General features: G+C 38.4%; 18 protein-coding genes. 8 read left to right on the top strand and 10 right to left on the bottom strand.

The annotated features are described in order from the left end of the window. The first annotated feature begins 28 nt into the window (after positions 1-28). Positions 29-481 carry a 3D domain-containing protein gene (locus ZA05_RS07810; RefSeq protein WP_053991133.1) on the top strand — a complete coding sequence of 151 codons (453 nt, stop codon included), beginning with the start codon at positions 29-31 and terminating at the stop codon, positions 479-481. Here ZA05_RS07810 and ZA05_RS07805 read toward each other — a convergent pair. Next, entirely contained in the window at positions 453-1,013 is a 561-nt protein-coding gene (locus tag ZA05_RS07805) for a biopolymer transporter ExbD (RefSeq protein ID WP_053991132.1), read from the bottom strand. The two genes, ZA05_RS07810 and ZA05_RS07805, sit on opposite strands and share 29 nt — an antisense overlap. A 644-nt stretch (positions 1,014-1,657) precedes the next feature. Here ZA05_RS07805 and ZA05_RS07800 point away from each other — a divergent pair. The 3 genes from ZA05_RS07800 to ZA05_RS07790 all read left to right on the top strand — a co-directional run bounded on the left by ZA05_RS07800 (position 1,658) and on the right by ZA05_RS07790 (position 4,577). Continuing rightward, complete coding sequence (locus ZA05_RS07800; RefSeq protein ID WP_053991188.1) at positions 1,658-2,137, top strand: Hsp20/alpha crystallin family protein; 480 nt, start codon at positions 1,658-1,660, stop codon at positions 2,135-2,137. A gap of 127 nt (positions 2,138-2,264) precedes the next feature. Further along, positions 2,265-3,788: a DEAD/DEAH box helicase gene (locus tag ZA05_RS07795; protein WP_157514607.1), complete on the top strand. Its 1,524-nt coding sequence runs from the start codon at positions 2,265-2,267 to the stop codon at positions 3,786-3,788. A gap of 93 nt (positions 3,789-3,881) precedes the next feature. Then, entirely contained in the window at positions 3,882-4,577 is a 696-nt protein-coding gene (locus ZA05_RS07790; RefSeq protein ID WP_053991130.1) for a hypothetical protein, read from the top strand. An 11-nt stretch (positions 4,578-4,588) separates the two neighbouring features. On the opposite strand, the gene ZA05_RS07785 is transcribed toward ZA05_RS07790, so the two are convergent. From ZA05_RS07785 to ZA05_RS07765, 5 genes are all read right to left on the bottom strand, one after another. Continuing rightward, positions 4,589-5,176, bottom strand: a complete 588-nt coding sequence (locus ZA05_RS07785) for a pseudouridine synthase (protein WP_053991129.1) — start codon at positions 5,174-5,176, stop codon at positions 4,589-4,591. Next, positions 5,163-7,454 carry a type IA DNA topoisomerase gene (locus ZA05_RS07780; RefSeq protein WP_053991128.1) on the bottom strand — a complete coding sequence of 764 codons (2,292 nt, stop codon included), beginning with the start codon at positions 7,452-7,454 and terminating at the stop codon, positions 5,163-5,165. Before ZA05_RS07780 ends, ZA05_RS07785 begins: the two co-directional genes overlap by 14 nt. Positions 7,455-7,590: 136 nt before the next feature. After that, entirely contained in the window at positions 7,591-8,295 is a 705-nt protein-coding gene (locus ZA05_RS07775; RefSeq protein WP_053991127.1) for a hypothetical protein, read from the bottom strand. 127 nt (positions 8,296-8,422) lie between these two features. Beyond that, positions 8,423-10,516, bottom strand: a complete 2,094-nt coding sequence (recQ, locus tag ZA05_RS07770; RefSeq protein ID WP_053991126.1) for a DNA helicase RecQ — start codon at positions 10,514-10,516, stop codon at positions 8,423-8,425. Positions 10,517-10,601: 85 nt separating this feature from the next. Next, a complete protein-coding gene (locus ZA05_RS07765; protein WP_053991125.1) occupies positions 10,602-11,411 on the bottom strand; it encodes a DUF1853 family protein in 810 nt (269 codons plus the stop codon). Positions 11,412-11,751: 340 nt separating this feature from the next. On the opposite strand from ZA05_RS07765, the gene ZA05_RS07760 reads away from it, so the two are divergent. Continuing rightward, positions 11,752-13,308, top strand: coding sequence for a DEAD/DEAH box helicase (locus tag ZA05_RS07760; RefSeq protein WP_053991124.1), 1,557 nt, complete (start codon positions 11,752-11,754; stop codon positions 13,306-13,308). Positions 13,309-13,384: 76 nt separating this feature from the next. Here the strand turns inward: ZA05_RS07760 and ZA05_RS18535 are convergent, their stop codons facing one another. Then, a complete protein-coding gene (locus ZA05_RS18535; RefSeq protein WP_255350053.1) occupies positions 13,385-13,516 on the bottom strand; it encodes a hypothetical protein in 132 nt (43 codons plus the stop codon). A gap of 120 nt (positions 13,517-13,636) precedes the next feature. On the opposite strand from ZA05_RS18535, the gene ZA05_RS07755 reads away from it, so the two are divergent. The 3 genes from ZA05_RS07755 (at position 13,637) to ZA05_RS07745 (ending at position 17,208) form a co-directional block, all read left to right on the top strand. Continuing rightward, positions 13,637-14,722 carry a nickel-binding protein gene (locus tag ZA05_RS07755; RefSeq protein ID WP_053991123.1) on the top strand — a complete coding sequence of 362 codons (1,086 nt, stop codon included), beginning with the start codon at positions 13,637-13,639 and terminating at the stop codon, positions 14,720-14,722. 112 nt (positions 14,723-14,834) lie between these two features. Next, positions 14,835-16,226, top strand: coding sequence for an FAD-binding oxidoreductase (locus tag ZA05_RS07750; RefSeq protein ID WP_053991187.1), 1,392 nt, complete (start codon positions 14,835-14,837; stop codon positions 16,224-16,226). Between the two features lie 64 nt (positions 16,227-16,290). After that, on the top strand, positions 16,291-17,208 hold the full coding sequence (locus ZA05_RS07745) for an EamA family transporter (protein WP_053991122.1): 918 nt from the start codon (positions 16,291-16,293) through the stop codon (positions 17,206-17,208). Between the two features lie 133 nt (positions 17,209-17,341). Here ZA05_RS07745 and ZA05_RS07740 read toward each other — a convergent pair whose 3' ends face one another. The 3 genes from ZA05_RS07740 to ZA05_RS07730 are packed head-to-tail and all read right to left on the bottom strand — an operon-like array spanning position 17,342 to position 25,174. Beyond that, positions 17,342-19,207 carry an OmpA family protein gene (locus ZA05_RS07740; protein WP_053991121.1) on the bottom strand — a complete coding sequence of 622 codons (1,866 nt, stop codon included), beginning with the start codon at positions 19,205-19,207 and terminating at the stop codon, positions 17,342-17,344. A gap of 12 nt (positions 19,208-19,219) precedes the next feature. Beyond that, positions 19,220-20,158, bottom strand: a complete 939-nt coding sequence (locus ZA05_RS07735; protein WP_053991120.1) for a type IX secretion system membrane protein PorP/SprF — start codon at positions 20,156-20,158, stop codon at positions 19,220-19,222. An 18-nt stretch (positions 20,159-20,176) separates the two neighbouring features. Then, positions 20,177-25,174: a gliding motility-associated C-terminal domain-containing protein gene (locus ZA05_RS07730; RefSeq protein ID WP_053991119.1), complete on the bottom strand. Its 4,998-nt coding sequence runs from the start codon at positions 25,172-25,174 to the stop codon at positions 20,177-20,179. Between the last annotated feature and the right edge of the window lie 57 nt (positions 25,175-25,231).

Genomic DNA, 25,231 nt, shown 5'->3' with positions numbered 1-25,231 from the left:
GTAAAGTTCATTATAGAAAAATGGTATTATGGAGTCCAACGCTACCATTATAAAAGTTTTGGGAGTTCTGTTTTTGGTGTTAGCAATAGCCTGTAAAAAGGAAGTTGAACCACCTAAAACCCATGAATGGAAAACTTTGAAGGTAACGGCGACTGCCTATAATTCATTAGAAAGTCAAACTAATTCCAATCCGCATATCACAGCTTTTGGCGACAGTATAAAACCAGGACTGAAATACATTGCGGTGTCCAGGGATTTGTTGAAAAAAGGTATTAAACACAATACCCCTGTAATGATTGAAGGCTTTGATGATTTGTTTTTGGTAAAAGACAAAATGCACACCCGTTGGACCAATAGAATTGATATCTATATGGGTGTGGATGTGGATTCTGCCAGAAATTGGGGGCGAAAAAAGGTGAAAATCAAATATCAGGTAGAGATTGATCAAGATTCTATTCCGTCTGAGCTTCAGATAAAATAAAAGGATAGGCCTCTTTTACTTCCTTTAGATCTTTTTCGGTTAAATCATCACTAGGTTTTCTTAGGATTTCAAGGGCGTATGTGGCTCTTAAATCATAATAAGCTTTAGTGATTTCATCTTGAACTTCAATATAAAACTCATATTTGGTCTTCGCTGCAGTTTGTAAAGAAATCACTGCCTTTTGAGGATTCTCGGAGGATGTGATTTCAGATTTTCCATGGCAGTAGTCACAGGTTTTTGTGCCATTATTGTCTATAAAGTTGGCAACAACCTGCTTTAGGTCTTTAATCGCAACAATTTCTTCGCTCACCAAAATGTCATTGTTTGGGTTGATCATAACTCTAAGGATGTTTCGTTCCTTAATATCTGCATTACAATCGGTGTTTGGAGGGCAAGGTGGTGGAAGTTTTCTACTTAAACCTGAGTCCATGGAAATGGTAGTGGTTACCAAAAAGAAGATGAGCAACAAAAAAGCAATATCGGCCATAGAGCCAGCATTTACTTGGGGTGCGGGGTGTCGTGAAGATTTCATATGTCAAGGATTTATGGTTTAATGAACCCTTCACAAAAACGATACCATAAAATTTTGTTAAAAAGAAAATCGGCATAAATAATGGATTTATGCCGATTTTCCTGATGATTGATTGATGAAAATTCTGTTGTCACTTCAACGTTTCCAAATCATCTTCTCTACTGTGAGTACTGTCAATAATTTTAGATAACGCTTTCATAGCTTTTGATTTTTAATGATTGTTAACTGTTGGTTCTTGATTGATGATGAAATTTGATTGATGATGTAATTGGTAATTTTTCTTTTCGCTTTTAGAAAGTTATTCTAAATCGTCTCTTGTTATTCCAAGAATTGCTCTTGCTTCCGTGTAAGGTTTCTGATAATTGATTTGTGTCTAAAGTTCTCATGATATTTCGTTTTTAATGATTGATGATTTACTTTATAGACGCCCCCAATTAAAAAATGTTACGGTTAAAACACTGAAGTTTTGGTTTTTAACAGATTTTAACAGTCAAAATGTTCTTTAGTGCTGGTTTACAGTGAGTTTTGCCCGACAAAATGACTTTCTATATGTAGAAATGTCAGTTTTTTAACATAAATATTGCTTTGGTATCTATTTTGTTTAGAAGTAGGTGAATTTTTGTTTAACTTAAAAAATGAACAACATGAGTACTTTAGTAACATTGCCTAAACCAGGCAAAACAACTTCAAACAAAAGAAGCGTTGCCACACTGCCAAGTTTTTCATCTTGGGTTGACAATTTATTTGACCCTAGTTTTGGTACAGAGTTTTTGTCCAATTTTAATACTGGTATTACAGCGCCAGCAGTAAATATAAAAGAGACCAATGATGCCTTTCATTTGGAATTGGCAATTCCGGGAATGAAAAAATCAGATTTCGATATCAACATCGAGAACAAAATTTTGACGATTTCCTCAGAGGTCAAAACGCATGATGAAGAGAAAAACGAGAATTACACCAGAAGAGAATTTGGTTATTCTTCATTTAAAAGAACATTTACCTTGCCTGATACCGTAGAGTCGGATAAAATTAAGGCTACCTATGAAGATGGAATTTTGGAGGTCAACCTTCCAAAAAGGGATGAAGCAAAACAGAAACCAGCAAAACGTATTGAGGTTTCTTAAACATCCATTACAATAATTATAATTAAAGGGAGGTGTTAAAGCCTCCCTATTTTTTTCAAATGTTTTTAACAACTATTCCATTAAATCATGTAAAATCTTAACTTTACTAGAATTTTTTCTAGGAATTATGTCTATGTCTCAAACTCTACAGCTCACCCAGGAACTAAAAAACAAGAAACGTTTATACGATTATCAATTGGCGGATCTCAATCGGATTTTTGATGTGATTCAAACTCAATCGGATAATTACAATTTATTATACCAACTACCAACAGGAGGCGGGAAAACTGTTATTTTTTCTGAAATAGTGAGGCGTTACATCAAGCACCATCAGAAAAAGGTGGTCATTTTAACGCACCGTATTGAGTTATGCAAGCAGACCTCTAGAATGCTATCTGGATTTGGAGTGAACAACAAAGTTATTAATAGTAAGGTAAAGGAACTTCACGATCAAGATGAGTACAAGTGTTTTGTGGCCATGGTGGAAACCCTTAACAATAGACTTAATGACGAAAAATTGAAGCTGGAGGATATTGGTTTGGTAATTATCGATGAGGCGCATTACAATTCGTTCCGGAAACTTTTTAAGTTTTTTAAGGATTGCTTTATCCTTGGGGTGACGGCTACGCCTTTAAGCTCCAATATCAAACTTCCAATGAAGGATAATTATGATGAACTCATAGTAGGCGATGATATTTCTACATTGATCAAGAATGGTTTTTTGGCCAAAGCTGAAATTTATAATTACGATGTAGAGTTGAGCACCTTGAAAATAGGGGTGAATGGGGATTATACGGTGAAGTCATCCGAAGCACTTTATACCAATTCGGTGATGCAGAGTAAGCTGCTATATGCTTATGAAGAAATGTCCAAAGGCAAAAAGACCTTAATTTTCAACAACGGTATCAATACTTCCAAAGAAGTGTATTATTCCTTTAAAAAGGCAGGATATCAAAATATTAGGCATTTGGATAATACAGCTTCTAAGCAGGAACGACGGGATATTTTAAAATGGTTTAAAAATACACCGGATGGCATTTTAACTTCCGTAAGTATTTTGACAACGGGGTTTGATGAACCAACTGTGGAATCGGTTATTTTGAATCGCGCTACAAGATCTTTGACTTTATATTTTCAGATGATAGGAAGAGGTTCTAGGGTTCTGGGCAATAAAAAAGACTTTTTGGTATTGGATCTTGGGAATAATATCATCAGGTTTGGGCCATGGGACCAACGTGTGGATTGGCAGCATATTTTTAAATATCCTGACCTGTATTTGGATAATATTAGGAATGATGAAGATATAGAACGAGATTTTGTTTATACCATGCCGGATCTTATCAAGCAAAAATTTAAGGCTGTGAAAAGTTTTGATTTTGATATGAAAGCGGAATATCAAAAGGCGGTACAGGAAGGACAAAAATCCATTGTGGCCATTGAGCGCTCCATTCAGCAACACTCTCAAATGTGTATAGATAGCAGTCAGGATGTTTACGAAGCACGCTCTTTAATCAAGCATTTACAGGATGATATTGCCTACCGGATCAAACAATATTCGTACTGCATTATGAACTGTACAGACAATTATAAAGATTGGCTGCACGAAGAGTATAACCGAAAATTGCGATTAAGTTTTAATGGCAAGTTTTAACTAAAGTTTAAAATTTATTTATCTAAAAGAGCCTATTTTCGGCAAAAAGGTACAGTCTTTGATTTCCTACAAGAAAAAGAAATGTTTAGAGTTATGAAGAATTCCAAAATTCTGTTTTTAATTGCTTTTCTGTTTATGGCATATTCCCAATCTCAAGCCCAGGTAGGAGATAAAAAGGAGAATAAGTCCATTAAGATTCCTGCGAAAGAAACCAAGAAAAAGGATTCTATACCAACAGATTTAAAGATAAAGCCTAGTTCAGACGCTCGCTCGTTGACCAAAACCGACGATAACATCAATGGTATTCCATTAAAAAGTAAGGTGGAAGTAAGAGAATTGAAGGAAGAATTCTCCATGATTGACAATAGTACACTTATCAATCCAGGAACTATTTACGAGCAACGATGGAACAAAGCCGCAGTAGACACAGGTATTAAGCCAGAAGCGATGGCCGACCAATTTTTGGGAGATTATAGGAGTAACGGAAAATTTGTCAATATCATGTGTCGTGATCACGAGTATCCAGACGGTGATATGGTAAGGGTGTTTGTAAACGATGAAATTGTAGTTCCAAGGTTAGTGCTGACTTCCAATTACAAATCTTTTGATATTCCTTTGCAGGAAGGGTTTAACAGAATTGTATTTCTTGCTTTAAACCAAGGGCAGTCTGGTCCGAATACTGCAGAATTCAAGGTGTTTGATGATAATGGTACGCTAGTATCTGCCAAGGAGTGGAACTTGCTAACTGGAGTTAAGGCTAGTATTCTTGTGATTAAAGAAACCCCATAATAGTTTCATTTTTATAAACTCACTTCCGTAGGGATGACCTGCCCAGGTTGCATATTGTCAAGTGTAAAATCTCCCACACGAATTCTTACCAAACGTAGGGTTGGAAAGCCAACCGCAGAGGTCATTTTTCTTACTTGACGATATTTTCCTTCATTCACAATCACAGAAATCCAAGATGTTGGCCCATGCCTGTCATCTCTTATTTTTTGAGTCCGTTCCGGGAAATTGGGAGGAGTTTCCAATACGGTAACTTCGCAAGGTTTGGTAATATATTTAATGCCTTTAAAACCAATTTCAACGCCTTCTTGAAGTTTGTGGACGGCTTCTTTTGTAATCATCCCGTCTACTTGAACATAATATTCCTTATCAATTTTTGAACTGCAAATATCATAGCTGAGTTGTCCATCTGTAGTTAAGAGTAGGAGGCCTTCGGAGTTTTTATCCAAACGTCCAATGGCCATGGTGCCTTCTGGAAAATCATATAAGTCGCCAAGGAATTTTTTCTTTTGTTCATGTTTGGCATTGCTCATAAACTGACTCAAAAAGCCATAAGGTTTGTAAATCTTAAAATGTGTATGTTTTGGTTTAGATAGAGTCATTTATAATTTTAAAAACCAATTCTTTAGTTAGCGATTGTCCATTTGCCCTGTTCCTGATATCTTCATAGGAAATCCTGAAATCACAGCCTTCTTTATGAGCACTACAACCATAAGCAGTTTTGCCTTTAAGAATAGTGCCTTTTTTACATTTTGGACAAGTGAGCACCTCTGGAACTTCCTTTTTCTTAGTCTTTTTAGGTTCTAAAACCAATTTGAAGTTATCATCAAAACGAAGCAAACCTTCAACAGAGCCCGAGTCTGTTTTAAAACCTTTAAGATTTACAGTCGAGCCCTTTTTGAGTAATCTAATAAATTGCTTCTCCGAAATGGTTTTACCATAGACTTTAAAAGGAAGAACCAAATCGCAACCCGATTTGTAATTACTGCAGCCATAAGCTGTTTTCCCTTTAATGAGTTGTCCTTTTTTACATTTAGGACAGGTTTCGGCGGTAATGCCTGCCTTTTTTTGTGCAGTAGCTTTAACTTTTCGTTGTTTGACTACAGTTGCTTGCGATATGTTGGCACGTTTAGTTTCGCTTCTTACTTCGTAAACTAATTCGTCCACCATGCGCTTCATATTTTTGATAAATAGACTGGCACTGTAACTGCCTTTTTCAATATCCTTTAACTGTTTTTCCCACAAACCCGTAAGTTCGGCGGATTTCAACAGTTCATTTTGAATAATATCTATCAAAGCAACACCGGTAACCGTTGGCAAAATTTGCTTTTTATTTCTTTTAATATACTGCCTTTTAAATAGGGTTTCAATGATATTTGCTCTTGTAGATGGTCTCCCAATACCATTTTCCTTCATTAATTCACGCATTTCATCATCATCCACCTGTTTTCCCGCGGTTTCCATGGCGCGAAGCAGGGAGGCCTCTGTAAATTGGTTTGGTGGCTTGGTTTGCTTTTCTAAAAAGGAAGGCTCATGTGGCCCTTTTTCACCTTTGGTAAATACAGGTAGAATACCGGATTCTTTTTCAGGCTTATCTGGATTTTCAAAAACAACACGCCACCCTTTTTTTAAAATCTCTTTTCCGGTAGTTTTAAAGTTTACATCGGCAGCTTTCCCTATAACCGTGGTATTGGAAACTTCACATTCGTCATAAAAAACGGCAATAAAGCGCCTAACAATAATATCGTAAACCTGTTGTTGGTTGTGTTGCAGTTGGCTTTGCATTCCCGTAGGAATAATAGCGTGGTGATCGGTAACTTTTTTATCGTTGAATACCTTGCTAGACTTTTTTATTTTCTTTCCTAGTAAGGGTTGCACCAAATTACTGTAATTGGTCAGTTTTTGAAGAATGCCGGGCACCTTTGGGTATATATCAGTCGGTAAAAAGGTGGTGTCTACCCTTGGATAGGTAACGACTTTCATTTCGTATAAACGCTGGACGATTTTGAGGGTTTCCTCGGCTGAAAAACCAAATTTAGTATTACAGTAAACCTGAAGCCCAGTTAAGTCGAAAAGCTTAGGAGCATATTCCTTGCCTTTCTTTTTGGTGATAGATTCTATTTCAAATTCATCTTCTTTCACTTTATTGGCCAAAACTTCACCTTCTTCCATTTTTAAGAATCGGCCTTCTTCGTAACTAAAGAGCGTTTCCCTATAAAGGGTTTGTAATTCCCAATAGGGTTGGGGTTTGAAATTTTCTATTTCCTTAAAACGATTGACCACCATGGCAAGGGTAGGGGTTTGCACCCTCCCAATGGACAACACTTGTTTGTAGCCCCCATGCTTTAAGGTGTAAAGTCTGGTGGCGTTCATGCCCAAAAGCCAATCCCCAATAGCTCTTGAAAAACCTGCGTAGTATAAATTATCGTATTGGGTAGACGGTTTTAAATTATCGAAGCCTTCTTTAATGGCTTCAGTTGTCAAGGAGGAAATCCATAAGCGCTGTACTTCGCCTTTGTAATTAGCCTGGTCCAACACCCAGCGCTGGATCAATTCTCCCTCCTGACCGGCATCCCCACAGTTGATTACCACATCTGCCTGATCGAATAGTTTTTTTACAATTTTGAATTGCTTTTGTATCCCCGAATTAGAAACCACCTTGATCTTAAACTTATCAGGCAACATTGGGAGGTTATTCAAATCCCAGCTTTTCCAATAAGGTTTATAGTCGTTGGGCTCCATAAGTGTGCACAAATGGCCAAAGGTGTAGGTGACCGCATAGCCATTGCCTTCAAAATAACCATCATGCTTTGTGTTGGCTCCCAATACGGAAGCAATTTCACGGGCTACACTAGGTTTCTCGGCAATACAGACTTTCACGGGCTAAATTTTATGCTTTGCAATTATAAAGGCGCAAGGTAATATATTATGGGATATTTTTTCAGGATTGTTAATTTCTTGCCATAAAAAAGCCATCCTAAATGGTGGCTTCATTTTTTTGTGTATGACCTAAAACCTAGCTACTAAAAGCAGTAAGAACTTGACTGGACAAAAGTTTTCCATTTTTATTGTATTCTTCTTCCTTCACAAGTCCAACCCCCTCAGCGAGCCAAAGTTTGGATTTGGTGTGTTTTGTAATCATAACTTTTGCTGTGGTTTCATATTCTATCACAATACAATTAAAAGTCCCAGCTGGAGTTGTTATGGTTTCGGTGCCCAATACTTTACGGTTTTCTGTTTTTATGGAGAAAGTCATATTGAGGCTTTCTGTTTTAAATTCCATTTCCACAATGGAATCTGGCAAATTCTGACCTGTTTTGAGGTTGTTGGGCATAATTGAATTGGTTCCTGTAATGTTGGTTTCTACATTGGAGCTGGAATGTTCCGTAGATGATGCCAGTGTATGGCGCAAAAGTTCCTTCATGTCAATTTCAACCTGATTTCCGTCGCAAATCATGTCATAGTCGGTAGATACTGTTTCTTTCCCTTTGTCATCAACAATTTGTGTGTGCAGTGTTGCTATAGTTTCATTTGAATTGTTTTGAACGCTTTTTACTGTGGTTTTGGTGACGGTTTCCACTTTATTGTGCTTGTCGTATTTTGTCAATTCAAAAGCGACTCCTTCCTTAAAAGGATAGTACTGACTGCAGTTGTTTTGGGCATTAATTGTTAGTGCACAAAGAAAAATAACAATGAAGAAGATTGGTTTAAAAGGTATCATATGGATTTAATTAAAATAAACGATACCTAAAGATATGAATAAATTATATCTAACTGAAAATTAAATATTTGTCATTGTTTTAAAGGTGTCGTCAATGAGATTTAAGCCAATCCGAATTCATAAATTACTAAAATTCCCTTTCCAATATACTCAAGGCTATCCTAATTTTGAAATAGTCCATTTGCTCATTAAAATACTCAAAATAGGGTTTTAAGGCTTTGGGGCTGTTTAATTTTTCTTTGGCATCTTTTACAGCTTCTACCTCGTTTTTGGAAACAAAATCATACATGTTGATTTCTTTGCCTTCTTGATACAGTTTTGCCAAATGGGAAAAGATGGTGTTGAGATGTAACTGACGTTCTTCGGCTATCTCTTCGACCGGTTTTCCTTGTTTATAAAGATCAAAAGTAGTTAGGTAAGTATCTTTTTTGCTGTTCTTTTTCTGTGTTTTAAATGTGATAATGGCATTTATGAAATCTTCGCCATATGCATTAAGCTTGTATTGTCCAACACCACTGACCTCAAGAAAATCATTTTCCGTAGTTGGTTCAAGACGCGTCATGTCTTTTAAGGCAGCATCACTAAAAACCTGATAGGGCGGAATACCTTTGGCTTTTGAAATTTGATGGCGCAATTGGCGTAAATGTTCGAACAAGGCATTGTTTTCAAAAGCTGCTCGGGAAGGGACTTTTTTAGCAGCTTTTTTAGAGGTGATTTCCTGAACTTTGGTAAGCAATACGGTGTCGTTTTTGAATAGGACAGTTTTTGAAAATTCCGTTAGCTTAAGAGCATTAAATTCGTGAAAGGCAATTTCGCAATAGCCTTGGTTGATGAGCTGGATGATATAGCTTTGCCAATGGTTCCAAGGAATGTCCTTACCGATACCATAGGTTTTCAATTGATTGTAGCCCTTGTCTAAAACTGTAGCATTTTGGGCACCTCTTAAAACGTCGATAACCGTCCCAATGGCTTCAGTTTCCTTCAGTCTGGCTATGGTTGACAATGCTTTTTGAGCAATGATGGTTCCATCAAAAAACTGGGGAGGATTATTACAGACATCGCAATTATTGCAATTTTCGGAAAGCAGTTCACCAAAATAACTTAACAAAATTTTTCTGCGGCAACTGGTAGCTTCCGAAAACTGTTTCATACGGTCCAATTTCGCAATTTGCACCTCTTCATTGCTGGCGCCTTGAGCAAAATTCCGTAATTGGATGACATCGGCATAACTATGGAACAAGATGGCATTAGAATCCAGACCGTCACGTCCCGCTCGACCAATTTCCTGATAATAACCTTCTATGTTTTTGGGCATGTTATAATGGATTACAAAACGGACATTGGATTTGTCAATTCCCATTCCAAAGGCTATGGTGGCACAAACTATTTTTATATTATCATAGATGAAATCCTCTTGAACTCTCTCCCGTTCTTCATGGCTCAAGCCTGCATGATAGGCACAGGATGAAAAACCGAAGTCATTTAGTTTTTTAGAAATGCTTTCGGTGGTTTTTCTGCTTAAGCAATATATAATTCCCGATTGATACGGTCTGTCGGTCACGTATTTGACAATTTGATTTATTCTATTGTTGGCAGGCCTTACGTCTAGCGCAATATTCTTGCGGTCAAAGGAGGATATAAATTGTTTCGCTGTGGGAATATTCAATTGCGTAACAATATCCTCTCGCGTAGCCTTGTCTGCGGTTGCGGTAAGCGCGATTATAGGAATTTGTGGCAAGGAGGTTTTAAGAAATCCCAAAGCTTGATAAGAAGGCCTAAAATCGTGCCCCCAACTTGAGATACAGTGGGCCTCATCAATGGCAATACAGCTTAAATGATCTTTGGACAAAATGGGCTGTAAACCGGCTAGGCTCTCGGGCGCTACATATAATAGTTTGAGCTCTTTTTTATAGACTTTTTCGAGAATCTGCTGCTGTTCCTCGCTACTTTGGCTACTGTTGAAATAAGCAGCAGAAATACCATTGGCAAGTAAGCCGTCCACTTGATCTTTCATTAAGGCAATTAAGGGAGAGACCACTAAAGTGATTCCTTCAAAAAGTAAAGCCGGCAATTGATAACAAATAGATTTCCCTCCACCAGTAGGCATAATTACCAAGCAATCATCCCCCGAAACAACGGTTTCTATAATTTGTTGTTGTTCACTTCTAAACGAATCATACCCAAAATAGGTCTTTAGCGTGGAAATTAAGGTGCTTTGCATAGTATTGATAAGAGTTGCGCAAATTAGATAAATCGTAATTGTAATTAAAATGAAACGGGTAAGACTTATCAAATTTAATAAACACTCACCACCAAACCACAAAGCATTTTGAAATCATTCCGTTGGGATGTTTAATCCAAACAAGGGGAGAGTATTGTTGGTTTAATAAATCTAAAATTGATTCTTCTAAGTTATTATAGGTGTTCCAATCTACTTTAGAATGTGGGACGATGAACCAATCCAACTTGGAAGGCATGTAAAACTTACAATCTTTAAAATGCTGAAGTTCCTTTTTGTAAATGTAAAATCCTTGAATGCAATCACGGTTGATTAGGCTGAATTCATGATTTTCTTTATTCCAAGGCACAAAGAGTTGCGCCTTGAACAGGACACATTGTTCCAGGGGTTCCGGATGGATTGATAGCTTTTTTAGGAGACTTTGACTTTCAGGTTGATGTAATAAAGGAAGTTGTTTTTCTTTCAGTTTCACCAATTTATGAATTAGACAGTCCTTTTTGTTGGGACCAATCCAATGCTCGAGTTCATTGGTTCCAGTTTGTTCGTCGTATAGATAGAACTTGTATATAATTTCAAGATGGATAGGAGTGTTGTTCAGCGTGATGATACCATCCAATTCCCCAAGGGTTCTTTGGTCCTTTTGGATTTGAATGCCAGAAGCAATTACTTGGATGTTTTCATGGGCTTTAAAACTATGGAATACAAAATGTTCGGCAAGTTTCCCTAAGCGTAAATGTCCTTTAATATCTTTATTGAAAGGTTGCAAGGGGAGGTTTTGCAATTCCAATTGCTGCAAACCATAAATGGTATCACCCTTCCAGAGTAGCGGAGTATTGTAGTAGCCGATATAACGTAATTTCAACTTTTTGTAGTCCATTACAAGTGTTAAAATTCGAATTTACGATAACTTTTAGAGTTTTAATTCTAAAAACATCCATAATAGCTTTACCTTTGCAGACCAATTGCGTAAATGATGTTTGCATTTTTAGATTTAGGAATCCGTAATACACTTTTCAAAAAGTTCTTCAAGTTTCCAGAGGCCTATATTTTAGCCCATATTGAAGAGATAGCAATGCCATTTATTTTACAAAAACAGAGCAAATTGGTCTTTGTAGATTGTAGAACATCTTACAGTCCTTTATAATAAATTATTAGTTTCTTAATTTATTATTATTCAACATGTTAATGTGTAATATTTAAACTATAAATTAATATCAATGTCTGATACTACCGTTTTAGAAGCGAAGGAGAAAACCGTTGAGAAAGACTTATACAGTTACCAGAAAAAAGCGATTGAAAAAGTATTCAAGCGATTTGATGAAGCGCCAGATGATTACCACCTCTTGTACCAGTTGCCAACAGGTGGAGGGAAGACTGTAATTTTTTCGGAATTGGTTCGCCAATACCTGAAAAATCATGACAAGAAGGTCTTGGTATTGACTCACCGAATCGAGTTGTGTAAGCAAACTTCTAAAATGCTTACAGAGTTTAAGGTAACCAATAAGGTGATACACAGTAAGGCCAACCTTGATGACCAGAACGAATATAGCTGCTTTGTGGCTATGGTAGAAACCTTAAACAACCGTTTACAGGAAGATAAGCTTGATATTTCGGATGTTGGATTGGTGATTATCGATGAGGCCCACTATAATTCCTTTACCAAGTTATTTAAATACTTTGAGAAGTCTTTTATTTTGGGAGTAACGGCTACGCCGCTGAGTTCCAATAAGGACTTCCCTATGAAAAAGAATTACAATGAGCTGATTACCGGAGAAACTATTGAATCGCTTATAGAAAACGAATTTTTGGCGCGTGCCGAGACCTATGCTTACAACGTAGGGTTGACTACTTTGGAAATTGGGTCTAACGGGGATTATACGGTAAAATCTTCCGAAGATTTATATACCAACACAGATATGCTTAAAAAGCTGTTGTATGCCTATGAAACACATTCTAAAGGAAAGAAAACATTGATTTTCAATAACGGGATCAACACTTCCTTGTATGTGTACGACACGTTTAAACGAGCAGGGTATCCAATTGCACATTTAGACAATACAGCTTCCAAAAAAGATCGTAAACAAATCTTAAAGTGGTTCAAGGAAACTCCCAATGCCATTTTAACATCGGTAAGTATTTTAACCACAGGATTTGATGAGCCATCTGTAGAGACCATCATCCTGAACAGGGCTACCAAGTCTTTGGCTCTTTACTATCAAATGGTTGGTCGTGGTTCTAGGATCTTCAAAAACAAGACCAAGTTTAGTATTATCGATTTAGGGAATAACCTACACAGGTTTGGACCTTGGGGAGCTGATATCGATTGGCAAAAAATATTTAGTTCTCCAGATTATTATTTGGACAATATTACCAATGATGAAGATATTGAAAGCAATTTCAGATATGAAATGCCAGACGACATCAGAGCGGAATTTGCGAAGTCTGAAGAGGTATATTTTGATGTAAAACAAGCTTATATAGATTCTGTCAACAATGGAGAATCTTCAAAAGTACTCTTAGAGCGTTCTATTGAGCATCATGCCAAGATATGTATTGAGAATAGTGAAGATGTATACGATTCCTTAGCCTTGGTGAAATTATTGGATGGAGATATCAATCATCGCTTGGAGCGTTACACACAATGTATCAGTAATAGTACTCACAATTTTGTGAAGTGGTTACATGAGGATTACCGCATGCGATTGAAAACCTATTTAAGAAAGAATTTCGATGAAGTTTTTGAGGATATTCATGGATACCCTCCAGAGGATTAATTGGATGTAACAATTCAATTTAATAATAGAAACAAAAGGGCAACTATCTAAGTTGCCCTTTTGTTTTAAATGTATTTTACTTGATGACATAGCCCAATAGCCAATATAAAATTATAAAGACAATAATAACTCCAATACAGCCGCATTTGCCTCCTCCGATTTTCTTGGCTCCAAATGCCGCTATTATCGCTCTTATTAATTTGTTCATTTTTAATTTAATTTGATATTAAGCGAATAATTAGTTTAAATTTAGTTAAATGAATTAGTGTTAAACTGGTTTAATTGTTAAATTCTTATAAAATTGTTAAATTGCATAAAAACCACCGTTATGCCCATTTATATGGATCGTCACAACATTCCTGCCGAGGTGACGTCGGAACACGTGGCAAGAATGCATTTGGAGGACCTTAAGGTTCAGCATTTGTATGGCTGTAAGGGAATGACCTATTGGTGCGATGACAAAAATGGTACGGCATTTTGCTTGATTGAAGCTCCCAATAAAGAGGCTTTGAAAAAAATGCACGATCATGCCCATGGCGCATTGCCACATGCCATTATAGAGGTGGACCCAATGGTTGTGGAGGCCTTTTTAGGACGAATAAAAGATCCTGATTTTAATGGTCAGCCAGGAGATTTAAATGTAATTTCAGAATCCGCTCATAGAATCATTATGGTGAGTGGTTTTGAGTATGAAGGCTTTTTAGAAGATCCATCATTTACCATTGCGCTTCAAGAGTATTTTAAAGACCTTATCGTTCGTTTTGAGGGAAGTATTGTAAAACTTAACAAAACTTGTGGCCTTGTGTCTTTTAAATCCGTAACCAATGCCGTAATGTGTGCAATTGATATTCAGGCTAAATTCAAAAAATATATTTCAGAACACAAAAACACCAATTTAAAGTTGAATATTGGTTTGTGTACAGGCGTCCCTTTTAATGAGAAAGGTGGTGTTTTCGATGAAACCGTCAAGTTTGCAGAATGGATGTGCAATTTTGTTTCAGGTCAAATTGTGATGTCCTCTGAAGTGAGAAATTTATTTGAAAGTGAAAGTTTGAATGTTTTTATAGCAGACGAGCAAGCCCATACCTTAAGTCCTTCCGAAGAAAAATTCTTATCCATTTTGATGGAGCATACCGAGAAAACTTGGAACGATACTAGTTTAACAGTTGAATCGTTTAGTAAGAGTTTGGGGTTTAGTAAATCGCAATTGTATAGAAAAATGCAAAGGCTTACGAATAAGTCGTTGAATTCCTTCATTAAAGATTATCGCTTAAAAAAGGCGTGCGAATACTTGGAAAAGAAAAAGGGGAATATTTCTGAAATCGCTTTTGAAACTGGTTTCAACAGCCCTGCCTATTTTACAAAATGCTTCCAGGAAGCTTATGGCATCCTTCCTTCAGCTTACAATAAATAGCCTGTCTTCAATCTACTTAATGACCCAAAACTGAGAATTTTTGGACGATTCCTTATGCCTAATGGAATTGTATGGTGTTAATTTTGAGTGTATTAATCAATTTAAATTTATTATGAAAACTATTAAGGATTTAGATCCTTCTTTAATTGAGGATTTAAAGTCGCAGCTTCGAGGGAAGGTCGTGCTTCCTTCAAGTTCCAATTATGATGAGACTAGGAAGGTTTACAACGGGATGATAGACAAAAAACCAGGTCTTTTTGTGATGTGTGTAGATGTTGCCGATGTTATTGCTGCCGTAAATTTTGGTAGAGTCAATAATTTAGAAATTGCCGTTAGAGGAGGAGGGCATAATGGTGGAGGATTAGGGCTTTGCAATGATGGTCTAGTGATTGATCTTTCCGGAATCAAATTTGTTAGGGTGGACACTTCCAAGAATACCGTAAGGGTAGGCGGCGGAAACCTTTGGGGAGAGGTGGACCATGCAACCCACCCTTTTGGATTGGTCATTCCCGCAGGAATAATTTCTACCACAGGCGTTGGTGGCTTGACTCTGGGAGGGGGTGTAGGATATTTGTCCAGAAAATTTGGGTTGACGATAGATAACTTATTGGAGGCTGATATGGTATTGGCCGATGGCAGTTTTGTAACAGTAAATGCAACACAACACCCTGATTTGTTTTGGGCAATTAGAGGTGGTGGAGGAAATTATGGTATTGTAACTGCCTTTAAATTTCAGGCACACCCACTTAAAACAGTAATTGGAGGACCAACATTTTGGCCAATTGAGCAAACCGAAGCCATTATGGCCTGGTTTGATAGCTTTATTCATAAAGCTCCAGAAGATTTAAATGGGTTTATTGCCACACTGGTAGTACCTGGACCTCCTTTCCCTGAACACTTGCACAACAAACAGTTTTGTGGTATTGTGTGGTGCTATACAGGAGACCCTGATAAATTTGAAAAAGTATTTGCACCCGTTAGGGAACAACAACCTTTCTTTGAACATGTAGGTGAAATGCCTTATCCCGCCATACAAACCCTTTTTGATGGTATGATGCCTCCTGGGCTTCAGTGGTACTGGAGAGCCGATTTTTATAATGAAATACAGCCAGAGGCAGCAAGTCAGCATAAAAAATTTGGTTCTGAAATTCCAACTCCCTTGTCACAAATGCACATGTATCCCATAAGTGGAGCAGCTTCAAAACCTAGTAAAGAAGATACGCCTTGGGCTTATAGGGATGCAAAATATGCGGGAGTCATTGTGGGGGTGGACCCAAGTCCTTCCAATGCATCGAAAATTACGGATTGGTGCAAGGCTTACTGGGATGCCCTTCACCCGTATTCTTCCGGTGGGGCATATTCAAATTTTATGATGGATGAAGGGCAGGAACGCGTGAAAGCCAGTTATAAACATAACTATGCTAGGTTAGCTGAAATAAAACAAAAATATGATCCAAACAATCTCTTTCATGTAAATCAAAATATTGCTCCTAAAGCAGGCTGATATATAAGTTTAAAGTCAGATTTATAGTAGATTATGCGTAATATTGCGGTTTCAAAATATTCAAATGGGCAAATCGCAAAAAACAACATTAATCGTATTGGCATTTTTCTCAATATACGTTATTTGGGGATCTACATATTTATTGAATAAAATTGCCGTAGCCCAATTGCCGCCGTTTATGTTGGCATCGGTAAGGTTTGTTGTGGCAGGAATTTTAATTTTCATCATTTCTAAAATAATGGGGATTTCATTGCGGATTTCTGCAAAGCAATTAAGGAATACCATTTTTGCTGGCTTTTTATTTTTAACCTTTGGCAATGGTGTTGTTGTTTGGGCCTTAAAATATGTTGATAGTGGTTTTGCGGCTTTGGAAATTTCAGCGCAACCATTGATTGTACTCATTTTGATGAGAATTTTACAAGGAAAGAAAATACAGCCAATGTCTGTTATTGGCGTGATATTGGGTGTGATTGGCATCTATTTATTGGTAAGCCAAAACCAAATTATTAGTCAAGAAGGTTCGGTATTGGGTATGCTCATGATTTTATGTTGTATGTTGAGCTGGGCTTATGGGAGCTTATTTGTTGGGAAAGCAGAGTTACCCAAAAACTATTTTGTAAATACAGGTTATCAAATGTTTTCAGGAGGAATTATGCTATTATTGGCTAGTTTGATTTTTCGTGAACAATGGGTCATGCCTTGGGAATGGAAAACTTCTGTTTTAACTTCTATGGTACTCTTGATTTTATTGGGAAGTATTGTTGCTTTCACCTCATTCAATTATCTATTGAAAACGGTGTCCCCAGAAAAGGTGGCTACTTCAACCTATGTCAACCCAATAGTAGCATTGGTTTTAGGGTGGTACTTTTTAAATGAACAAATAACAGCTCAATCAATGGTTGCTGCCGCAGTATTGCTCACTGGCGTTTATTTCATTAATACCAAAAAGACCCTGCAACTATTTTCCAGATTTAAAAGGTAAAGTTTTAATAAACTGAAGGAAAATACGAAAACCTTAGGCAAATAAATTTTGACTTTATAGAATTAAAAAAAGCTGTTTCAAGACGAAACAGCTTTTTTCGATTGCTATTGAATTAGTTCTAGATAATTCAAGTTTATTTCAAAATTAAGAATTCGCAACGCCTGTTAATGGAATGTTCTTCTTCTGTACAGTCGTCTTTACAATCAACCAAAGGTTGACTTTCACCATATCCCTTAGATCTCAATCGGGAGCGCTCAATACCGTTGGCCACAAGATATTCAAGTGTAGATTGCGCTCTGTTATTGGAGAGATTTAGGTTGTATTGCTCAGTACTTCTGGAATCGGTGTGGGCACCCAGTTGTACTTCCATTCGAGGATATTTCTTTAATAGGCCTACCATAATATCCAAAATACTTGCTGCTTGCGGTTTGATATCCCACTTCCCAAAATCAAAATAAATATTTTCCAGTTCAATATAGATGTAGCCGTCGTCTTTAGTGACAACAATATCCTCGGCATCATCGTAGGATTCAATTTCCAATTCAATATTGAATTCAAATCTACCGTCGTCATTTGTTGTAAATTCCTTCTCCCCAACAGCGTAAAAATCCCTATAACCTACAATTTTATAGAGCTGGTTAGGCTTTGTGTTGAAGGCATATTTGGCATCTTCACCAACAACGGTTTGTCCAACAACCTCTCCTTTGTCATCGTATAAGGTAACCGTGGTTCCTGGAAGAATTTCCTTGGTGTTTTTATCAATTACTACACCTTCAACAATGTAACGCTTCTTGTTCGGTACTCGCAAAAAAGCATAAATAAGATCTTCACCAGTTCGATTGGAAGAGATAAACCCTTTTTGAACATCTTCGTTCAACACATACCCAAAATCATCCATTCCAGAGTTAATAGTTTCTCCCAGATTGATAGGTTTTGAGTAGAATCCCGCATAACCATTACTCATGAAAATGTCTAAATTTCCCAAACCCTGATGTCCATCTGAAGCAAAATATAAGGTCTCACTTTGATCCATAAAAGGGAATTGCTCCCTATGCGCTGTATTAATGACCTCCCCCAAATTTACGGGAGTTCCAAAGCCATCCGCTGTGATATCTACAGAATAAATATCGAAAGAACCAAGAGAGCCCGGCATATCACTTGAAAAGAATAGTTTTGTGTTGCTAGGGTTTAAAAACGGATGTTGTGTAGAATAGGTATCGCTTGAAAATGGCAACACTTCAACATTGGTCCATTTTCCATCTACCAATTCTGCTTTATACAATTTAATGGTTGCAATTTTGTCATCGCCAATTTTTACACGTTTATCATTGGTTCTGGAAAAGTACATGGTTTTTCCATCCGAAGTAAATGTCGCATTGCTTTCGTGGGTTTTGGTGTTAACGTCCTCGGAAAAAGGCAAGATGTTCTCCAAAGCATCCTTTTCTTCAGAAAGCGAGGCTTCGTACAAGTCTAAGTAAGGCTTGTTGTTCCATTCGTAAGTTGGATTGTCTTTGTTTCTATAGGATGAAAACACCACATTGTCGCCATACCAGCTAATCCCAAAGTCACCCGAGGTACTATTTTTTAAAGGGGTCAGCTCATAAAGATAGGGGACAATTCTACTGAGGGTTCGTTTCAGTTTTGGGGTATCCATAGGTTCGCCAGTATAAATGCTTAGGATACTATCTGCCGTTTTAAAATCCCCAGTGGCCTTTAATGCCTGTCCGTATCTGAAATAATATGCTTGAGCTAAACTATCACTACTTGCAAACAATTGTTTATAGGCATCTTTGGCATTGCTCATTTGGGCGTTAAAGTAATAGGAGTCTCCTAAATTTTGAAGATTTTCCGTTGTTTTTGGAAGCGATTTGTACATTTCTGCAGCTTCAGAATATGCTCTGTTTTCATACAGTTTTTTTGCTTTGGAGGCACTGGCCTTTTGGCCAAATCCTAAGCAGACTGTGAAAAGAAACGAGAATAGTAAAACAATGTTTTTCATATTAAAAAGCTATTAGAAAAATCTTGGAGATTTATCATATCCAACGCCAAATTTACTGATATCAAATAGCAGCATAACTTCATGCGACCCCGAATTGAATCGTCCTAAATTCGAAAGCGTATAATCATAGGCGTAACCAAATCTTAAAGATTTTGTAATTCTGAAATTGATCAATCCACTTACTGAATCATCAAATCGGTAGCCAACACCAAATTCCACCAATTCATTGATCAGGACGTTGGTTGTCAAGTCCAAGGACATTGGTGCCCCAGAGACTGCTTTAGTCATAAAGGCCGGTTTCAATTTTAAATTGTCATTCAATTGGAACACATAACCTCCAGTTAAAAAGAAGTGGATTTCCTCAGCGCCACTGGTAACAATTCCGCTGTCGTTTTTTAGGTGTTCAGATTTTAAAATATTGGGAACCGAAAGCCCCACATAAAACTTTTCACCAAAATAGAAAGCACCTGCTCCAATATTAGGAAAGATTTCACTTAAATTGGAAGCAAAAGCAGGGTCTGGAAGTGGATCGGAATATACAAAACCATTAAAGTTAGTACTAAAAAAGGTGGCGCCAGCCTTAATTCCAAAAGACAGTTTTGTGTATTCGCTCACTGGAATTACGTAAGCTACATCTATATAGGCATTAGTTTCTTTAACTACGTCGCCAATTTGGTCATGCACTACCGAAATACCTCCTTCAAGACGGTTGGCAATAGGGGTGTGGGCAAAAAAAGTACCTGTTGTTGGACCTCCTTCGGAACCTACCCATTGCGCTCGGTAAAATCCACCAAGATTGATGGTGTTAGGATCGTCTGTGGCATAGGCAGGATTAATGACGCTCATGTTAAACATGTATTGCGTGTATTGAGGATCCTGTTGAGATTGTGCTGTCAACCCTAATAAAAACATCAAAATGCTGATGCGGTATGTTATATTTTTAAATGTCATATACTATTTTTATAAGGGCTATCTGCTTAGATAAACTCGACCCTGAATGGCTTTTTTATCACCATCATTGAAATTCAAAACGTAAAAATAGACACCAACAGGGCAAACTCCATTTCCTAGAGTTATGCCTTTTTTAGATTCACCATTCCAATCGGGTGTATTGGTATCTCCTTTGTATAAAATGTTGCCATATCTATTGTAAATTTCCAATGTAAAATCAGGGTATAAATCTCTTAAATTAGGAATGGTGAAGGTATCGTTAATGCCATCGTCATTAGGGGAAAATCCATCTGGAATTATGAAACACTGGTCTAGAGCCACTGTTACATCCAATCTGATAATGCTTTCACAACCATTGTCAGAAATCATGGCAGCATAATAGGTTTCTCCATCTTCAAGGATTTGAGAGTCTTCCAAAGTATTACCATCTACCGGGGCATCATACCAAATAATGATATTGGAATCTATAATATTTGCAGAAAGCTCTGCAATGGTAGGTTCAAATTCCCCACAGAAAATATGACCGTTATCCGATAGTTCTGGAGTTGGATTATCAAGGACTGTAAAGGTAGCAACCAATAATGTTCCTTGTTGGCTACAAGAAACATCTGGAGAGCTAATCCCCGTTATCGTAATAGTAGTTTCCCCAACATTAGTTAATTCGTTAGAGGGAATAGTGAATATTGAATCGCCTCCAATAAATTCAGTAGTCACTGTATTAGAAGTGTTGTTAGCACCTGTAAGTTCATATGTAATGTCGTAGAACCCATCTTCCACTTGAAGTGCTAATGTTATTGTTACATTATTGGACAGTCCCAAACATACCATACCTACTTGTATGCGAGCGTCAGAAATAATTGGACTATCGACAACAGAGACACTTACCGTTGCAGAAATCTCTGTAGCACAGCCAGAATTGATAACTGTATAAGTATATTCTCCAGAAGGATCTAAGGCAGGATTAAAAACTCCAGTGCCACTTGCAAGAGCAGGAGACCATATTCCACCCAGGTCAGGAGTTCCGCCAAGACTATCAAATAAATCGTATGTTTCGGTATCATTTTCACAAACCTCTAACATACCATCCGTTCCGGCATTGGGCTCTTCAATAATAGAAATGTTTACAGAAGAAGTAGCGTCGCCACAAGGATCAGTACCAGAAACTGTATAAGTATAGGTTCCTTCGGTATCGACAGACGGATCAAAAACTCCCGTACCACTGGCAAGAGCAGGAGACCAAGTTCCACCAACATCAGGAGTACCTCCTAGGCTATCAAACAGGTTGTAGGTAGCGGTGTCGGAAGCACAAAGTTGCAAAGTGCCATCCGTTCCAGCATTCGCATTAGGTATAATGGTTATGGTTACAGAAGCAGAAGCGTCTGAACAAGGTGTAGTACCAGAAACTGTATAAGTATAAGTTCCTGCTGTATCCAAAGAAGGATCAAAAATGCCTGTACCACTGGCAAGTGTTGGGGACCATGCTCCTCCTAGATCCGGAGCACCGCCCAAAGCATCAAACAAGTCTTGAGGAGTATCGTTTTCACAAACTTCCAAGATACCATCAGAACCTGAATTAGGCTCTTCTATAATGCTCACGGTTACAGAAGCGGAAGCATCGCCACAAGGATCTGTTCCAGAAACTGTATAAGTATAAGTTCCTTCGGAATCCACGGAAGGATCAAAAACTCCCGTACCACTGGCAAGTGCAGGAGACCAAGTTCCGCCAACATCGGGAGTACCTCCTAGGCTGTCAAACAGATTGTAGGCAGCGGTGTCGGAAGCACAAAGTAGCAAAGTGCCATCAGTTCCAGCATTCGCATTAGGTGTAATGGTTACGGTTACAGAAGCAGAGGAATCTGTACAAGGCGCAGTTCCAGAAACAGTATAAGTATAAGTTCCTTCGGAATCCAAAGAAGGGTCAAAAATGCCTGGGCCACTGACAAGTGCAGGGGACCAAGTTCCTCCTACGTCCGGAGTACCGCCCAAAGCATCAAACAAGTCTTGAGGAGCATCGTTTTCACAAACTTCCAAGGTCCCATCAGAACCTGCACTTGGTTCCTCTTCGATACTCACAGTTACAGAAGCGGAAGCATCCCCACAAGGATCAGTTCCAGAAACTGTATAAGTATAGGTTCCTTCGGTATCTACAGACGGATCAAAAACTCCGCTACCACTGGCAAGAGCAGGAGACCAAGTTCCCCCAACATCAGGAGTGCCCCCTAGGCTGTCAAACAGGTTGTAAGCAGCGATGTCGGAAGCACAAAGTTGCAAAGTGCCATCCGTTCCAGCATTCGCATTAGGAATAATGGTTATGGTTACAGAAGCAGAAGCGTCTGTACAAGGTGCAGTTCCAGAAACTGTATAAGTATAAGTTCCTTCGGAATCCAAGGATGGATCAAAAATGCCTGTGCCACTGACAAGTGCAGGGGACCAAGTACCTCCTAGGTCCGGAGTACCGCCCAAAGCATCAAACAAGTCTTGAAGCGCATCGTTTTCACAGACTTCCAAGTTCCCATCAGTACCAGCATTAGGCTCTTCTATAATGCTCACGGTTACAGAAGCTGAAGCATCCACACAAGGCGAAACCCCTGAAACAGTATAAGTATAAGTTCCTTCGGAATCCACGGAAGGATCAAAAACTCCCGTACCACTGGCAAGAGCAGGAGACCAAGTTCCCCCAACATCAGGAGTACCACCAAGACTGTCAAACAGGTTGTAGGTAGCGGTGTCGGAAGTACAAAGTTGCAAAGTGCCATCCGTTCCAGCATTCGCATTAGGTGTAATGGTTATGGTTACAGAAGCAGAAGCGTCTGAACAAGGCGTAGTTCCAGAAACAGTATAAGTATAAGTTCCCTCGGAATCTAAAGAAGGATCAAATATGCCTGTGCCACTGCCAAGTGCAGGTGACCATATTCCTCCTAGATCCGGAGTACCGCCCAAAGCATCAAACAAGTCTTGAAGCGCATCGTTTTCACAGACTTCCAAGGTACCATCAATTCCTGCATTAGGCTCTTCAATAATAATCACGGTTACAGAAGCGGAAGCATCCCCACAAGGATCGGTTCCAGAAACTGTATAAGTATAGGTTCCTTCGGTATCGACAGACGGATCAAAAACTCCCGTACCACTGGCAAGAGCAGGAGACCAAGTTCCCCCAACATCAGGAGTACCTCCTAGGCTGTCAAACAGGTTGTAGGTAGCGGTGTCGGAAGCACATAGTTGCAAAGTGCCATCCGTTCCTGCATTCGCATTAGGTATAATGGTTATGGTTACAGAAGCAGAAGCGTCTGAACAAGGTGTAGTACCAGAAACTGTATAAGTATAAGTTCCTGCTGTATCCAAAGAAGGATCAAAAATGCCTGTACCACTGGCAAGTGTTGGGGACCATGTTCCTCCTAGATCCGGAGATCCTCCAAGACTATCAAATAAATTATATAACGTTGTATCTTCTTCACAAATTTCTAAGGAACCATTTGTACCTCCATTGACAGCAGAAATGATGTTCACCATTATAATGGCTGAAGCGTCTTCACAAGGAGCAGTTCCGGTAATAGTATAAGTATAGATGCCTCCCAAATCCATGGTAGGATCAAAAATTCCGGAACCACTGGCTAGAGAAGGAGACCATGTCCCTCCGGTGTCTGGAGTACCACCTAGGCTATTAAATAAGTCTTGAGGTGCATCATTGGAACAGATATCAAGGGTGTTATCATTTCCAGCATTTGGTTCAGGAGTAATAGTCACTGTTATACTAGCAGTGGTATCACCACAGGGCGGTATTCCTGCTACGGTATAGGTATATACTCCAGCAGTATCTAAAGTGGGGTCAAAAACTCCGGTTCCACTATTCAAGGAAGGAGACCAAGTTCCTCCTGTTTCTGGAGTACCTCCTAAACTATTAAATAGGTCTTCAGAAGCCCCATTGCTACAAAGGACTAAAGTTCCATCAATACCTGGATTGGAGTTTTCGGTAACAGTTAGTGTAACAGTTGCAGTCGCCGTTGGACAATTAGCCGTGTCATCCACAGAATAGGTAAACACATAAGGACTTCCAGCGGCATTAAGACCTGTCATATCTATGGTTCCTGTACTTCCGTTGGATGGGGATATTGGACCTACCCAAGTTCCGGTATTAGAAGGAGCCCCTTCCAGGTAATCAAATAAGTTTACAATAGGACTTATGATTATTTCATTTTCACAAATTTCCAATAGGCCATCTTCACCAGCTTCATTTGCCAAATTAATAACTACGGTAACTTCAAATCGCCCTAAACTTTCACAAGGAGGGTCTATGGTGGTGGCATAGTAATTTTCACCATCAACTAAAGGAGTCGAAGGGTCTAGGGGCAAGAATGAAAATGAAGTAGCATACCAATTATTGGTCCCCGAAGCACTTAAATCGGCTACCGTGGGGTTCGATTCACTACAAAATTCTTGAACGGCATTTCCAGATGGAACAGGCACCAATCCAATGTTCACTAAAACCGATAGTCTAGAGGTTCTACATCCTGTATCAGGGTTGGCCTGATCGGCGTAATAAATGGTATTGTCGGTTAAAACCGTAGTATCAGGAAGTGGTGTGCCTCCAGAAAAAGAAAGATACCATTGTACATCATTCCCAATGGCAATTAAATCGGAAATAGTGGCATCTTCTGGAGTTTCAACACAAACACCTTGGAAGTTAAACCCAATTGGAGCCCCATAAATTACGACGGTTACTTGTTGACGCGTCCCACAAGATCCAGAATTGTCATCGGCGTAGTAATCTTCTCCATTTATAAGACCGTCTGTACTTGCCAATGGGATTGTAGACGTAGGAGTGTCATACCATACAATTCCATTACCATTATCTTGGGCAATCAAATCGGATACAAGCACAGATTCAATATCACAAAATGTCTGAACCGGGTCGTTAACAGTTGGACATTGCGCTAATGAGTTAAAAAGGCCACCAAATAAAACTATATAAACACCTAAAAGGTATTTGCTTATAGCGTAGTTTTTACCTTTTCTCATAAATAGGGTAGTTGTTGGTCATTAGTTTTAGGTAACAAATTTATGCTCCCAAATGTA

The sequence above is a fragment of the Mangrovimonas sp. TPBH4 genome (genome assembly GCF_001280505.1).
In the GTDB taxonomy this organism is placed as follows: Bacteria; Bacteroidota; Bacteroidia; order Flavobacteriales; family Flavobacteriaceae; genus Mangrovimonas_A.
Note: the sequence above shows the minus strand (reverse complement) of the source record. Positions and strands in the feature narration are given on the sequence as shown.